We start from the raw sequence: 15,913 nt of genomic DNA, 5'->3' as shown, positions 1-15,913 counted from the left end.
ATCAGACACCGCCGCCAGAACGAACGCGAACTTGACGCCACTGGATGGCAGGATCGCTCTGGCAATCGAGCTCGATATAGTCGACCTGGCGTCGTCGCAACCCTGTTCGGATCGACTGCCGACGCTGTTCGGCATTCTCCCGGTAGCGTTGGGCCACGCCAGAGCGACCAAGATCGACGCTCAACTCCCCCCGGTGATCGGCAAAGTGCCAGCAACCCGGTGGCAGTTGTTGCTCCAGCGGATCGGCAATAGCCAGCACCGCCACTTCGTTATGACGGCGCAGGGCGCCAACCAATGCCAGGCAGTCATCGCTCCAGCCATCGAGATCCGACAGCAGGTAGATCCGCGCATCATGGGCAATCAGTGCCTTGGCCTCCGCCAGCGCATCAGGCAGGCGCTGCGGCGCCGGTGCAGCGCCGGCGCGAAGTCGATGGTTACAGGCCACCAGTTGCTTGAGCCAGTCCAACAACTGCGCCTGGGTACGTTGCGGTCGCCAGGGTCGTATTGCGTCGTTGGTGATTATCACCGAGCCGACCCGATCCCCCTGCTGGTGCGCCTCCCAGCCGATCAGTGCAGCCAGTTCGGCGGCAAACACCGACTTCATTCGCCGTTGGCTGCCAAAAAACATGCCGCTGCGCTGATCAACCAGCAGCCAGACCGGCCGCTCGCGTTCCTCGGTAAACACCCGCACCAGCGGTTGCCCGGTTCGTCGCGTGGCCTTCCAATCCAGCAGGCGGCAATCATCTCCGGGACGATAGTGACGCAGCTCTTCGAAGCTCAGCCCCCGCCCCCGTTGGCGGGACAGACGCATGCCTTCAGTGCGCCCCTGCTTGACCCGTGCCGCCGACGTTGCCGCCGAAACCGATCGGCGAAGCGCCAACAGCTGCGACAGGTCGGAATAGACCCCGTCAACCGCTCGATCTTCAGGTTTCATGGCGACACCGGCTCTAGACTACGGCCACTTGGCGCAGCAGTTCATCGATCACCCGGTCGGCGTCGACCCCGTCGGCAACCGCCTCGTAGGTCAGCAACAATCGATGCCGCAGCACATCGTGCGCCACCGCCCGGACATCGTCCGGCTCGACGAAGTCACTGCCCCTCAGCCAGGCATGGGCCCGGGCGCAGCGATCTAGGGCTATCCCGGCACGGGGACTGACCCCCACCTCCAGCCAGTCAGCCAGAGGTCCTGAATAACGCTCAGGATCCCGGGTAGCCATCACCAGCGACACCAGATAGTCATCCAGTGCCGGGGCCACCTCCAGCCGGCTCACCGCCTCCCGTGCGGCAAACACCGCGTCCTGCGGGATGACCGGCAGATCGACCAGCGGCTGCAGCTCTTCCGTACGCACCAGTCGGATCACCTCGCGTTCGGTAGCCTCATCGGGATAGTCCAGCCGCAACTTCATCACAAACCGATCCAACTGTGCCTCAGGTAACGGATAGGTCCCCTCCTGCTCCAGCGGATTCTGGGTTGCCAGCACCATAAACAACGGTGGCAGCGGATGACTTTTGCCGGCTACCGTCACCTGGCACTCTTCCATCGCTTCCAACAAGGCCGACTGCACCTTGGCCGGGGCCCGGTTGATCTCATCCGCCAGCACCAGATTGTTGAAGATCGGTCCCGGTTCGAACACCAACTGCTCGCCCCGGGCCTCGTGGTGGTAGACCTCGGTACCGGTCACATCGGCCGGCAGCAGGTCAGGGGTAAACTGGATCCGTCCCAGACGCGCGTCCATCATTCGCGCCAAGGCGCGGACGGAACGGGTCTTGGCGGTACCCGGCAACCCCTCCAACAGCAGGTTGCCGTTGCACAGCAGAGCGATCAGTAAGCGGTCGACGACCCGGGCCTGCCCCAGCAGCTGATCGGCCAACTGACCACGCAACCGGGTCAGCGCTTCACGAGCTTCTTGTGCACTAAGTTCAGTCATCTCAACCATCTCAGCTACCTCCAGCCGTTGCTGACCCAATTCGCCGTCAGGGCGACTGGTACTGCATGAACTGCTCAACGATCTGATCGATCGAGAAGCTGGCCGGTCGCTGGCGTGGCGGGAACGCCTTGAAGGTACTCAGGAACTGGGCCGTAGTTGCCTGGGCTTTATAGAGGTAAGGCAGGCGATCGGCGAACCAGCGGTCATAGCAGCAGGATTCCAGATCGGCACGCTCGAACGGATCCCGACGCAGATTGAAGACCTTCGGCAGACGCAACGGCACCAGCGGATCACGCCAGACATCCAGACCCTGGGCGCGCTGCTCCGAGAACTGCACCTTCCAGTCTCCCATCCGCAGCGCGGACAGCTTGCCGTCGTCGGTAAAGTAGAAGAACTCCTGTCGCGCTCCCGGCGCCTCACCCTTGATATGGGCCAACTGGTTATAGCCGTCCAGGTGCACCTTGAACTGCTTATCGCCAACGCTATGGCCCGCTTTGAGCTTGCTCTTGATATCCGGCTCGCCCACCGCCGCCATCAGCGTCGGCAACCAGTCCTGATGGGACACGATCTCGTTGGAGACGCTGCCTTCAGCCACATGGCCCGGCCAGCGAACCATCGCCGGGACCCGGAAGCCCCCTTCCCAGGTGGTGTTCTTTTCACCTCGGAACGGAATCGTACCGCCGTCCGGCCAGGAAAAGACCTCAGCGCCATTGTCGGTGGAATAGAACACGATCGTGTTGTCGGCAATCCCCAGTTGGTCCAGTTTGGACAGCAACTGCCCCACCTGATCATCGTGTTCGGCCATCCCATCGGCATAGATGCCCTGGCCGGTCTTACCTTCCCACTTCTCACTCAGACGGGTCCAGATATGCATCCGGGTGGAGTTGAACCACAGGAAAAACGGCTTGTCGGCCTGATGCGCTTTATCCATAAACCCGAGCGCACCTTCCAGAAACTCCTCGTCGACAGTCTCCATCCGCTTCTTGGTCAGCGGACCGGTATCTTCGACCCGACCATCGGCGTAGGAGTGAATCACCCCACGGGGAGAGAAACGCTTGCGGAAAGCTTCGTCTTGCGGGTAATCCGGGTGCTCCGGCTCCTCCTCGGCGTTAAGGTGGTAGAGGTTGCCGTAAAACTCGTCAAAACCATGGTTGGTGGGCAGAAACTCGTCGCGATCCCCGAGATGGTTCTTGCCGAACTGACCGGTGACATAGCCCAGCGGCTTAAGCAGTTCGGCCAGGGTCGGATCTTCGGCACGAAGACCGATCTTCGACCCGGGCATACCCACCTTGGTCAAGCCGGTACGCACCGGATGCTGCCCGGTGATGAAGGCCGACCGACCGGCGGTGCAGCTCTGCTCCCCGTAGGCATCGGTGAACAACATACCTTCGTTGGCGATCCGGTCGATATTCGGCGTCTTATACCCCATCATGCCGCGGTTATAGGCACTGATGTTGAACCAACCGACATCGTCCCCCCAGATCACCAGGATATTGGGACGCTCCGAGGCCGCATGAGCGGCGCTACCCCAGAGCAATAGAAGCAGCCCCCAGAGCGGGAGACGAAAGCGTGAGAATGGGTAAAAAACAGCTGAAGGAGGGGCAAGCTTGCGCATATCCGTGTCCTTATCTTTGTTATTGTTGACCGCCGGATCTGAGCCCGACAGGACGGAGTAGATCCATTCTAGGGGCTCACGAAAGACCCGCCCATGCCCGCTCACGCCAAACGATTAACCGATTGCGACAGCGTTTCGGACAGGCACCAACAATAAAAAGAGAAGAATCAACATAGCGAAAGAACGACCCGAGCGACTCCGAAACCGACCCGTTCTTCAATCAAAGTACGTTATGAGAGCCCCAACCGATCGGCGCGATAATGGGCCGGAGAGACACCGGTCCAGCGCTTAAAGGCGCGAGAAAAGGAGCTCAGACTGGCGAAGCCCAGCATAAAGCAGATCTCACTGACCGACAGGTGCGACTGCTGCAGATACTGTTCGGCCAACTCATGCCGAACCCCTTCCAACACCTGGGTATAGCTGGTACCCGCCTGGCTCAGCTTGCGTTGCAGACTGCGCAAACTCAGATGCAGCGCATCGGCCACCCGCTCCTGGGACGGCTCACTATCGGGCAGCATATCGATCACCTTGGCTTTCACCAGACCAACCACATCCTCCAGCTGCAGGCGCGACAGGTAATCCCGAACCACCTTATCACTCTGCACCGCCAGCTCCGCATTGGCTGTCGGTAACGGCTGATCGAGTTCCGAAGTAGAGAAATAAAGATTGGTGGCAGGCATCCCAAAGGTAACCGGGCAATCGAACAGCGATTCATAAGGCGCGATCTTTGCCGGTTGCGCGCGGCCCAGCTCTACCCGCAGCGGTGCAAAATCCGGCTGATGCAGATCTCGACAGATGCCCAATATCGAAGCCACAAACGCATCGAGGGCTTGATCCGAGGCAACCGGGCGTCCCGCCTCATTGCTGGAACGCTGCAGCAGCAACCGACACTCCGGTTCACCTTCCTCAAATACCAGAGTACCGGCGTCGGAAACGATGGTGAAATAACTCTCCAACCGCTTAAACGCCTCGCGCAGCGTACCGCTGGCCAGCATCGCATAACCTAACGCATGAAAGGTGGTTGGCTTAACGTAGTCGGCTACCCGCAACCCCAACGCTTCATCGCCGGTTTCCACCACGGCAGCCCGCCACACCCTGGCCATCTGCTCTACCGGAAACCGGCTATTGGGGTCCGTCGCCTGGGCCAGATCCAGCTCAGCCGCAGCAAACATTGACTCGACATCACAACCGGCCGCCGTCAACGCCCGTGAAACCGCTACGATCCAACCCGACGAGGAGGTAACCATCTGCTTCATCGTCTGCCCACTCTTATTCCCCCACATCCAAAACAGCTGATGCCGATACCGGCAATAGCTTCAACAATAAGGAGTTTTCCCTGCTGTGACCACTTTTATCACTGTGAAATCGTGGCCTGCCTGAATGTACACCAATGGTCTAAAAAACCCTTAACCGGCCCCCGAAATGGCATAACCGGACAACTCATTGGCACCCACGGCCATTCTCTTCAACCCGACCATTCCCACATACTGATTTTACTCGCACGGATAGGGACCGGCCGACAACACAGCCACCCAAATACACACAGGGTTTAGTTACCGATATCACCCAAGGAGCCGGTGGTAACAGAACAAAACGCAGTCCCCGTGTCGACGACAACACAGCATCGCATCCTCAAATAACAAAACAATAGAAGGAAGCCACAGCATGACCCAGACCCAGCGTCCAATCTCCATTCGACAACAAAGCCCGGAATCCCTCTCAAGCTAGGATTCCCAACGGCTCTGACTTTGAAACTCGCTTATCACCCCTTCGAACGCCGGGGGACGCTTTTCAGCGTGCGGCGTTAACAACCAATAAAAACAATGACAACAAGGAATACGGCGATGAAAATTCCTCTATCCAGAAGCGCTCCTGGCCACTGGCAACGCAACAAACTGAGCCACAGCGTGGCCCGGTCCTGTTTGGCGCTAGCTCTCGGAGCCGCCACCGCACCCCAAGCCATGGCGCTCTCTTTCGAGCTTGAAAATGGAGTCACGATCGACTGGGACACCACCCTGACCTACGACGTTCAGTGGCGGATGGAAGAACCCGACAATGCGATTCTGACCCAGGCCCCGTTAAACGGCCTGGCGACCGATGACGGCAACCGCAACTTCGACAAGTACGATAAGACCCAGAACCGCTTAAGTTTCAGCACCGACCTGGATGTCAACTACGGTGACGGCGGGGTGTTCCTACGTGCCCGCGGCTGGTATGACGACGTCTATAACGACGACAGCCTGTCCCAAGAAAAGGCCCTGGGATCCTTTGATAAGCCCTATCAGAACGATGGTATCGATATCCACAAGGACGATATCGAACTGCTGGACGCCTTTGTTTACCACACCTTCGATCTGGATGAGCGCTCGCTGAACCTGCGGGTTGGACGCCAGGTAGTCAACTGGGGGGAAAGCCTGTTTATCAACGGCGGCATCTCCTCCGCCCAGGGTCCGTTGGACGCCACCAAGGCCAACTCTCCCGGGGTAGAACTGAAGGATATCTTCCTACCGATCGGCCAGGTGTACGCCGAGATGGACCTGACCGACGTACTTTCCGTCGGCGCCTACTACCAGTGGGAGTGGGAGAAGACCCGCCTCGACGCCCCCGGCACCTATTTCAACGCCTTGGAAGTCTTGGGCCAGGAGGCTGACGGCGACAGCGTTCCGGTACTTGGCGGTCTGGGCCTGACTTCGACTGTCGATCGCGAAGAGCCCGACGAGGGCCAGTTCGGTGTCGCCCTGCGCTATCTGGCCGAGGATCTGAACAATACCGAGTTCGGCTTTTATGCGCTGCGTTTCAATGACTTTGCTCCGACTGTCAATCTGGTCCCCAGCACCCTGGTGCCGACTCCCGGGGTGAACCTGGGCGACGATAACGTCCACGTAACCCACTTCGAGGATATCGAGGTCTATGGTGCCAGCTTCGGTACCGTGCTGGGCGACACCAACGTCAGTGGTGAATTCAACTACCGCGACGGCCAGCCGGTACGACTCAACACCCCCGGCCTGTTCTACTACAGCGAAGCCGAAACCGTGCAGGCCCAGCTATCTCTGATGCATATCTTTGGTGAGAGCGCACTCTGGGACAACCTGGTCGTCATGGGCGAAATCGGCCACTTCCGGGTCCTGGACCTGAAAGACGATGCCCGCGCCACCGCGCTGGGTGTCAACCTGAAAGATAAAAAGTCCGCCCTTCATGGCAACTCGCCGAACTCGTCCGGCTTTGTGGTCCGCGCCAGTGCTGACTACTTCACCATCGCCAACGGTCTGGACCTGAAAGTCACCGCCACCTACCGCAACGACTTTGACGGCATCTCGCCGATGATCGGCGGTTTCACCGAAGGCGTTGAGGTACTGGGTCTGAAAGCGGACTTCACCTACACCGGCGGGCACTCGTTCGGTGCTTCTTACACCCGCTTTATGCATGAACCGCAGGACATCATCGATGACCAGGGGTCACTGCAGATCGGTCACCTGACCGCAGACCGCGACAACTTCGCGCTGTACTACAAGTACCGCTTCTAAGCCTTCCGAGGAGAATGATCAGGCCAATGCCTGATAGGAGAATAACAATGAGATTTCATAAAACCCTCTTAGCGATCACCACCGCAGCGCTGATGACCCAGGCAGGGACCACCCTGGCTGCAATCTCGGCCCAGGATGCCGCCAAACTGGGCACCGAATTGACCCCCACCGGCGCCGAGCGCGCCGGTAACGCCGACGGCAGCATCCCCGAATGGAACGGCGGTATGACCACCCCGCCGTCGGACTATCAGGCCGGCGGCACCCGTATCGACCCCTTTGCCGATGAACAGCCGTTGTTCACCATCGATGCCAGCAATTACCAGCAGTATGCCGATAAGCTGACCGAAGGCCAGAAAGCGCTGTTCGCCAAGCACGCCGACTTCAAGATGCCAGTGTATAAGACCCACCGTACCTTCGCAGCGCCGCAATGGGTCTACGACAACACCAAGACCAACGCCACCCGCACCGATCTGACCGCGGACGGCAATGGTGTCGAAAAAGCCTTCGGCGGATACCCCTTCCCGATTCCGAAAAACGGCAAGGAAGCGATCTGGAACCATAACCTACGCTGGTTGGGCTCCGGCGTTGAGAAGAACTACGCCAATCTGGTGGTCTACTCCAACGGTGAAAAGACCATCGGCCAAGGCCGACTGTGGGAGACCTACCCCTACTACGATCAGCAGGGTTCGCTGGACAGCTTCAACGGCAATATCTTTCAAGTGCTGGTTCAGTACTCGCTGCCGGTACGCCGCAAGGGCGAGGTAATCCTGGCGATCGATCCGGTCAACCAGGCCAAAGAGCCGCGTCAGGCCTGGCAGTATATTCCGGGCCAGCGCCGCGTACGTCGGGCCCCGACCATTGCGTTTGACACGCCCAACGCCCAGTTCGCCGGCCAGGCCACCTACGACGACTCCTTTATGTACAACGGCTCACCGGAACGCTACGACTGGAAGCTGGTGGGCAAGAAGGAGATGTTCATCCCCTACAACAACAACAAGATGCTGGCTGAAGCCAAGAAAGGGATCGATACCGTTGCCGATACCCTGGCCACGCCCAAATTCCCCAACCCCGATTACATGCGCTGGGAGCTGCATCGGGTCTGGGTCGTAGAAGCCACCCTTAAAGATGGCAGCCGACATGTCTACGGCAAGCGAACCTTCTTCCTCGACGAGGACAGCTGGGCGGTTGCGGCCACCGATATCTATGACGGTCGCGATAACCTCTGGCGCGCGGGCTTTGCCGGCATGGTTAACGCCTACGACGTTCCGGCTACCGTCATCCGCGGCTACTGGCATGCCGATCTGCAGAATGACGCTTACGCCTTCAACGAGCTGGACATTAAGCCGCTGGATTTCAGTGCGGTGAAAAACGACAAATTCTACACGCCGACCCAGGTACGCAAGATGAGTCGCCGCTAAGTTGACTTGAGGGGCCGGCTCCTTCCCCGGTCGGCACCCTCCCCGCCGTCCTTTCGTTAGCGCATCCACGCTGTTCGCTAACGAAAGGGCCGCTCACCAACGCCAGCTGTTGGCGGCCTCTTCTACGCAGTTACCGCTGCGATACCGACACCCTAAGATCAAGAAGAACAGTCTGTATGAAACACATTAAGAAAATCCCAACTCAAGGACGATCCGGCTTCAAGGCGGCATCTCTCTCGCTGGCGTTACTTCTGGCCCACACCCCGGTGATGGCCCAGGACGCTCTGAACGAAAACGCCGTGGCCTCCGAACGCGCCTCCACTTCACTACTGATGGATCTGGACCGGGTCGGCAGTAACCTGATCGCGGTCGGTGAACGCGGCCATATCCTGCTATCGGGCGATCAGACGCAGAGCTGGCAGCAAGTCCCCGTGCCGGTTCGTGTCACCCTCACCGCCAGCTACTTTGTCGATGATCAGTACGGCTGGGCCGTCGGCCATGACGGTGTGGTGTTGCGAACCCTGGACGGCGGTCGCAGTTGGCAGAAGCTGCTCGATGGTAATCAGGCCAATCAGATCGGTTTAGAGCGTGCCAAACAGCTCATGGAGGCACTGGAGCGGCGTATCGCCGACGCTACCGAGCAGGAGCAAGGCGATCTCGAGTTGGAGCTGGAGAGTCTGACCTTTCTGTGGGAAGACGCCGAGAGCTTTGTCACCGAAGGACCCAGCCGCCCCTTTCTTGATCTCTGGTTTAAAGATCGCAACGAAGGCTTCATTGTCGGCGCCTTCGGTCTGATCCTGCATACCCGCGATGGCGGCAACAGCTGGGAAGCCTGGTTCGACCATCTGGACAACCCCGACAATTTCCATCTGAACGCGATCCGTCAGGTCGGCGATCGTCTCTATCTGGCCGCCGAAGCCGGCACCCTCTACCGCTCCGATGACTGGGGCCAGAGCTGGGAGCTGCTCGACAGCCCTTACGAGGGCTCCTTCTTCGGCGTCGTCGGTTCCGACGATGGCCGGGTGATCGCCTATGGCCTACGCGGTAACGCCTACCAATCCAATGACTGGGGTGATCAATGGGCGGCCCTCGATACCGGCGTCGATACCGGTCTGTACGGCGCCACGATGCTCGACAACGGTACCGTCGTACTGGTCGGTGATGCCGGAATGTCGGTGTTCCTGGATGCCGACGGCAACCGTATTGGTAACCGCCAGACCCGTCAGCGACTACCGCTGAGCAGCGTCATTGCCGGTGATAACAAGGAACTGCTCACCGTTGGCCTGACCGGTGTCCAATCCGCTCCCCTCGTCGGAGGATCTGACTGATGAACAACGCTGTAACACCTTCATTCAATGCCACCCGGTCGGCGGCCCGCACTGAGCCGTTACTGGAACGTTTTTTCTTCCGCAACCGTCCGGTCGTGATCGTCCTGATGCTGCTCGCTACGCTGTTCTTCGCCTTCCAGGCCAGCAAGATCAAGCCCGACGCCAGCTTCGAGAAGATGATCCCCACCTTCCACCCCTATATCGCCAATTATCTCGACCATAAGGACGACCTCCAGGGCGTGGGTAACGCGATTCGGATCTCTGTGGAGGCGACCGAGGGCGATATCTTCACGGCAGAGTTCCAGGACACCCTGCGCCAAGTCCATGACGAGGTGTTCTACATACCCGGCGTCAACCGCTCGGCGTTGAAGTCGATCTGGGCGTCGGCCGTACGCTGGCGTGAGGTCACCGAAGAGGGGCTGGCCGGCGGGCCCGTTATCGCCGATAGCTATGACGGCTCGCCCCGGGAGCTGGAGAGACTCCGTGCCAACGTGCTCAAGTCCGGTCAGGTGGGCGCGCTGGTGGCCAACAACTTCAAATCGGCGGTGATCTATGCGCCGTTAATGGCACTGAACCCAGAAACCGGCGAACCGATCGATTACCAGGTCTTTTCCGACCAGTTGGAGCAACTGATCCGCGACAAGTACCAGACCGAGACGATCAAGATCCATATCACCGGCTTTGCCAAGGTGGTGGGCGATCTGATCGACGGTGCCAGTCAGGTGGCGATCTTCTTTGCCGTCGCTCTGGGAATCACCCTGGTCCTGCTGTACGCCTATTCCCGTTGCCTGCGCAGCTCGGTGGTGCCGCTGGTCTGTTCGGTGATCGCGGTGATCTGGCAACTGGGCTTGCTGAAAACTCTGGGCTTTGGCCTGGATCCCTACTCCATGTTGGTGCCCTTTTTGGTGTTCGCCATCGGGGTCAGCCACGGCGTTCAGATCATCAATGCCATCGCCCATGAAAGCGCCACCGGCGCCGGTAAAGAGCTGGCTGCCCGTCGTGCCTTCCGCACCCTCTATATCCCCGGCATCATCGCGTTGGTCAGCGACGGCGTCGGCTTCGCGACCCTGATGGTGATCAAGATCGAGGTCATTCAGGATCTGGCGGTGGCCGCCAGCATGGGTGTCGCGGTGATCATCCTGACCAACCTGATTTTGCTGCCGGTGTTGATGTCCTACACCGGAGTCAGCGGCGCCTCGGTGCGTAAACAGCAGTACGCCGAAGAGCACGGCAAGCACCCGGTCTGGCGGTTTCTCTCCGGCTTTACCCAGCGTCCCCAGGCGTTAGTGCTGATCGTCATCGCGCTGGGCTTGAGTGCCCTGGGCCTGCACCAGAGTCAGGGGTTGAAAATCGGCGATCTGGATGCCGGTGCACCAGAGCTGCGCCCGGATTCGCGCTATAACCTCGACAATGCCTTTATCAGCGCCAACTACTCCACCAGCACCGACATTTTTGTGGTGATGGTGCAAACCCCCAAGGACAAGTGTTCCGCCTATCACACCCTCGATGTGGTGGACCAGTTACAGTGGCGCCTGCAGCAGCTACCCGGAGTTCAGTCGGCCCGTTCTCTGGTCAATCACACCAAGCAGACCATGGCCGGCTTCAATGAAGGCAATATCAAGTGGATGGGACTGAACCGGAACCAGGCCCTGCTGGACCAGGCCTCGATCCGCTCGACTCCCGGCAGTTTCAATGCCGACTGCAGCCTGATGCCGGTATTTGTCTACCTCAATGACCACAAGGCCGCGACACTGGAGTCGGTGGTTGCCGAGGTCGAAGCCTTTGCCGCCGAATTCAATAGCGACAGCATCACCTTCAAGCTGGCCGCCGGTAACGCCGGTATCGAAGCCGCCACCAATATCGTGATCGAGAAAGCCCAGTACGAGATGCTGATCTGGGTCTACGCGGTGGTCGGCCTGCTGTGCCTGGCCACCTTCCGCTCGGTTCGGATTGTGCTGTGTATTCTGCTGCCGCTGGCGCTGACGTCACTGCTGTGCCAGGCGTTAATGGCCAAGCTCGGCATCGGCGTCAAGGTCGCCACCCTGCCGGTGATCGCGCTGGGTGTCGGCATCGGGGTCGACTACGGGATCTATATCTACAGCAAGCTGCAGACCTATCTCAACGAAGGGATGTCGCTGAAAGCCGCCTACTTCAACACCCTCAAAACCACCGGCAAGGCGGTCGCCTTCACCGGTCTGACCCTGGGTATCGGCGTCGGCACCTGGGTACTGTCACCGATCAAGTTCCAGGCCGATATGGGCATTCTGCTGACCTTCATGTTCGTCTGGAACATGATCGGCGCCCTGGTCTTCCTGCCGGCGTTGGCCAGCATTCTGATCAAAAAGCCTGCCAGTAATCCGGCCCCGGTGAGCAGCAGCGCACCGCAACCAGCCGACCACCAGGAATCCAGCCAGTTCGAGGAACAGCGTCATGCGGTTTAACAAAAACATCTTAGTGCTCGTCAACCCGAGAAAAGACCAGCAGGTGGCACTGGATAAAGCGATCCGCATGTGCCGACGGCTGGGTGCAACCATCACCGCCCTGGTGCGCGATAAGCACGCCCAGGTCCCCGGCCTGCTGGAGATACTGGACCGAAAGCTGGAAGCCGCTGCCGCCGAAGGGATCGAAGTGTCGGTCAAGATCAGCGACGACAACAACTGGTTCCGCGCCATCCACCGTACCCTAGCCGAGCAGCCGTTCGGCCTGGTGATCAAGGAAGCCCACAAACCGACCCTGGCCGACCATGTATTCCTGCCGGACGACTGGAAGCTGCTGCGCAGTACCCAGCACCCGGTGTTGCTGGTACACGCGGATAACGAGTGGAACAACAGCGCCATGCTGCTGTGCGTCGACGGTAACCCGAGAGATCAGGAACATGCCCAGCTAAACGAAAGGATCATCAAGGCCGGCAAGCTGATCGGCGAAGTGGGTCAGTCGCAGACCCACCTGTTCAGTGCCCACCCCTCAACCATGCAGGACGTGGCCAGCTCGCAGCCGACCGATGCCAGCATCGCGGCAGACTACCGTCGCGTCTGCCGATCTCTGATCGATGCCGACCGAGTTCCCGACCAACAACTCCATATTGGACCGGGTCCGGCGGAGCTGGTCATCCCCGAGCTGGCGCAACAGTTGGACGCCAAGCTGGTGGTGCTGGGCACTGTCGCTCGCTCCGGTTTGAAAGGCGTGCTGTTGGGCAACACCGCCGAACAGGTTGCCAAACGGCTGACCACGGACCTACTGGTCCTGCCGCCGGAAACCTAAGCCGAAACTTGCGCCCCCCTCACGCAAAGGGTGGCCGCAGCGCATAAGCTCCACTCGATCCGGCCTCGGCCGGATCCGAGCCTCTTTATGATTACGCCGATACCGGCAAGGATGTGCCCCATGTTAAGGCAGCTTCACAGCGTCGATAGCCTTTTTCTTCATCTGGACTCCAAGCACTCGCAGATGGACGTGACCCCGATGTATTTCTACGACCCCTCTACCGCAGCGGACGGGGTCGTCACACCGGAACAGATTGAGCAGCATCTGAACCGTTCCATCGCCACGCTGCCGATACTGCGCAGCCGGCTGGAACGCCCGCTGCTGAACCTGGATAACCCCTACCTGGTGGAAGACAGCTATTTCGATATCCGAAACCACCTCCATCAGATCGAGATGCCCAGCGGCGCCGACTGGAAAACACTCTGTGAGGTGGTGGCCAAATTTCAGGAGCACCAGCTCGACCTGAAGCGCCCGCCCTGGGAGATCATGATCGTCCACGGCATCAATGGGATCGAGCAGTTACCCGATAATTGCATTCTGATGGCGCTCAAAATTCATCACGTGATTGTCGATGGCCATACCGTGATGGAGATGACCGAACGGCTTCACGACGAAGGTCTGAGCCGGCGCGCTCACTCCGGGATCAAGCAGGAAGAGGGTTACCAGGCACCGGAGCTGTTGGGCAAATTGACCCGGATTCTGAGCAATAATCTGCTGGGCACCATCCGAATGGTCAAACCACTGGTCAAGCAGGGCCCCAAAGTCGGGATGAAGTTGATCGACCACCTGCTGCGCGACAACACCTCCCCCGACGGGGTGGTGCGGACCCGTTTTAATCAACCGATTAGCGATAAAAAGGTTTGGGATTATGCCAGCTTCGACCTGGCCGAATTCAAGTCCGTCAGCAAGGCGCTGCCCAACGCCACCATCAACCATGTGGTACTGGCCACCATCGCCGGCGCTCTGCGTAGCTACCTGCAGAGCAAAGGCGAAGCCACCGATCAGGTTCTGCGCGCCATCGCCCCGATCAACGTTAGAAAACCGCAACAATTCGACCAGGGGGGTAATGAGATCGCGCTGTTTTTTCCCGACCTGCCGATTCAGATTGCCGATCCAGTCGAACGTTTTAAAGCGGTGTCGGTCGCAGCCACGCTGGCTCGCAAGATTGCCGATGATATCGGCGCCGAAGACCTGTCGGACATGGCCAAGCAGTTACCGCCGGCCTATGTCACCTACCTGACCAAGCTGGGCAGTTTCCAAACCAACGCCGGCGCCCTGCTCAACCACGCCGGCCACACCATTGTGACCAATGTCCCCGGTCCCAGCAGTACCCTGCACCTGGCCGGTGCCAAACTGGTCCAGATGACCGGCATCGCCATCACTTCCGATCACCTGGGACTGCTGCACGCCATCAACAGCTACGCCGGACGGTTCAATATCGCCTGGACCTCGACCCCGGAAATGATGCCCGATCCGGAATTCTACGCCGAGTGCATGCGGGCCAGTTTCGCCGAACTAAAGCAGGCACTTCTGCCTGAACAGGCGGCAGCCACTGAACCGGCCGATGTATCTGCTGAGCCAATCGAAGCAGCTACCGAACCTGCCAAGCCCCGCGCCAAACGAGCGGCGGCTCCGCGTAAGACGGCCAAATCAGCCGCGAAGACGACGAAAAAAGCGGCCAGTAGTCGAACCCGTACCACCAAGCCGAAGGAAACAACCGGATCGTCGGCCGCCCCCAGTAAACGGAGCTCGAAGAGCGCCAAGGCGACCACGCAGAACAGCTAACCCAAAACAGCCCCGGAGCGAAATGCGAGTCATCCAACGTACTCACTTCCGTAACGGGGCCGGAACGATTCCATGACTGACAGTTTCTCACTACTCACCCGTGCCCGGGTCCAGCACGGCTTTGCCAACCCTCGGGTCAGTTTCCGGGCGCAGCTGTTTAATACCGCGCTACGCAAACTGATCAAGCAGCGGCTGGGGCAGATCGACGATATCCACCAATTGCGACAGTACCTGGGCCCGATCGACAGCCTGCTGTCGAGTGCCACGGCAACCCAGGTTGACGTCCAGGAACAGCACGCCAATGGTGTTCCCTGCCGCTGGTATAAGCCGGAGACCTGCCGCGGCGATAGCGTGCTGCTCTATCTTCACGGTGGCGGGTTTTGTGTTCATCTACCCAAGGTCTACAACGGTTTCGTCTCACGCCTAAGCCGACGGCTGGGAGTCCAAGCGCTACTGCCGGACTACCGCCTGGCCCCCGAGCACCCCTTCCCGGCTGCGCCCCAGGACGTGTTGAACTGCTACCAGTACCTTCTGGCACAGGGTTACTCCGGCCGACAGATTGTGATTGCCGGTGATTCGGCCGGCGGTAACCTCAGCCTCGGCCTGTTGATGCAGATCCGTGATGCCGGGCTCGAGCCGCCCCGATGTGCGGTGCTATTGTCTCCCGGGATCCAACTGCCTCAGGACGATAACCTACTGGCCCGACAGGTTGTCAGCGATCCGATGTTCTGCCCCGAATCGATCGCCCACTTCGCCCGCCTTTATCTGAGCAAGCCGGAACAGAAAAACGATCCGCTGGCGATGCCGATCCATGGTGACTTCAGCGGCCTACCGCCGATGCAGTATCACGTTGGCAGCACCGAGATTCTGCTCGGCGGCGTACTGGCTGCAGCCCAAAAGGCCGACCTCTCAGGTGCCGAGGTGGATCTCAACCTTTGGGACCAGATGCCCCATGTGCACCCGCTGTTTCATTTTCTGCCCGAAGCAGAGCTGGCCCTGCAACGGATTGAGCGGTTCGTTGGCCGGCACCTTAATCAGAGCCACTGTTAGCGGA

The 15,913-nt window shown here is 59.6% G+C and carries 11 protein-coding genes; 7 read left to right on the top strand and 4 right to left on the bottom strand.

Annotated elements, in window-relative coordinates; all coding sequences use genetic code 11:
* Position 1: 1 nt before the first annotated feature.
* From DV711_RS02040 to DV711_RS02025, 4 genes are all read right to left on the bottom strand, one after another.
* Complete coding sequence (locus DV711_RS02040) at positions 2–934, bottom strand: DUF58 domain-containing protein (RefSeq protein WP_114693977.1); 933 nt, start codon at positions 932–934, stop codon at positions 2–4.
* 13 nt (positions 935–947) lie between these two features.
* The gene (locus DV711_RS02035) at positions 948–1,937 is read right to left on the bottom strand and encodes an AAA family ATPase (protein ID WP_481318817.1); all 990 of its coding nucleotides are present in this window, start codon (positions 1,935–1,937) and stop codon (positions 948–950) included.
* Between the two features lie 37 nt (positions 1,938–1,974).
* The gene (locus DV711_RS02030; protein WP_114694886.1) at positions 1,975–3,543 is read right to left on the bottom strand and encodes an arylsulfatase; all 1,569 of its coding nucleotides are present in this window, start codon (positions 3,541–3,543) and stop codon (positions 1,975–1,977) included.
* Between the two features lie 230 nt (positions 3,544–3,773).
* A complete protein-coding gene (locus tag DV711_RS02025; protein ID WP_165839967.1) occupies positions 3,774–4,799 on the bottom strand; it encodes an AraC family transcriptional regulator in 1,026 nt (341 codons plus the stop codon).
* 588 nt (positions 4,800–5,387) lie between these two features.
* Here DV711_RS02025 and DV711_RS02020 point away from each other — a divergent pair.
* From DV711_RS02020 to DV711_RS01990, 7 genes are all read left to right on the top strand, one after another.
* Positions 5,388–7,067: a DUF1302 domain-containing protein gene (locus DV711_RS02020; RefSeq protein ID WP_114693975.1), complete on the top strand. Its 1,680-nt coding sequence runs from the start codon at positions 5,388–5,390 to the stop codon at positions 7,065–7,067.
* A 47-nt stretch (positions 7,068–7,114) separates the two neighbouring features.
* Positions 7,115–8,485, top strand: a complete 1,371-nt coding sequence (locus DV711_RS02015) for a DUF1329 domain-containing protein (RefSeq protein WP_114693974.1) — start codon at positions 7,115–7,117, stop codon at positions 8,483–8,485.
* Positions 8,486–8,661: 176 nt separating this feature from the next.
* On the top strand, positions 8,662–9,813 hold the full coding sequence (locus tag DV711_RS02010; protein ID WP_114693973.1) for a WD40/YVTN/BNR-like repeat-containing protein: 1,152 nt from the start codon (positions 8,662–8,664) through the stop codon (positions 9,811–9,813).
* Positions 9,813–12,254, top strand: a complete 2,442-nt coding sequence (locus DV711_RS02005; protein ID WP_114693972.1) for an efflux RND transporter permease subunit — start codon at positions 9,813–9,815, stop codon at positions 12,252–12,254. Before DV711_RS02010 ends, DV711_RS02005 begins: the two co-directional genes overlap by 1 nt.
* Positions 12,244–13,074, top strand: a complete 831-nt coding sequence (locus tag DV711_RS02000) for a universal stress protein (RefSeq protein ID WP_114693971.1) — start codon at positions 12,244–12,246, stop codon at positions 13,072–13,074. The genes DV711_RS02005 and DV711_RS02000 overlap by 11 nt, the downstream gene beginning before the upstream one ends.
* Before the next feature lie 120 nt (positions 13,075–13,194).
* Complete coding sequence (locus tag DV711_RS01995) at positions 13,195–14,859, top strand: wax ester/triacylglycerol synthase family O-acyltransferase (protein ID WP_165839966.1); 1,665 nt, start codon at positions 13,195–13,197, stop codon at positions 14,857–14,859.
* 72 nt (positions 14,860–14,931) lie between these two features.
* Positions 14,932–15,909, top strand: coding sequence for an alpha/beta hydrolase (locus DV711_RS01990; RefSeq protein ID WP_114693969.1), 978 nt, complete (start codon positions 14,932–14,934; stop codon positions 15,907–15,909).
* The last annotated feature ends 4 nt before the right edge of the window (positions 15,910–15,913 follow it).

It is taken from the genome of Motiliproteus coralliicola (assembly GCF_003345655.1).
Classification (GTDB): Bacteria; Pseudomonadota; Gammaproteobacteria; order Pseudomonadales; family Balneatricaceae; genus Motiliproteus; species Motiliproteus coralliicola.
The sequence above is the reverse complement of the archived record's forward strand: the minus strand, read 5'-3'. Positions and strand labels throughout refer to the sequence as shown.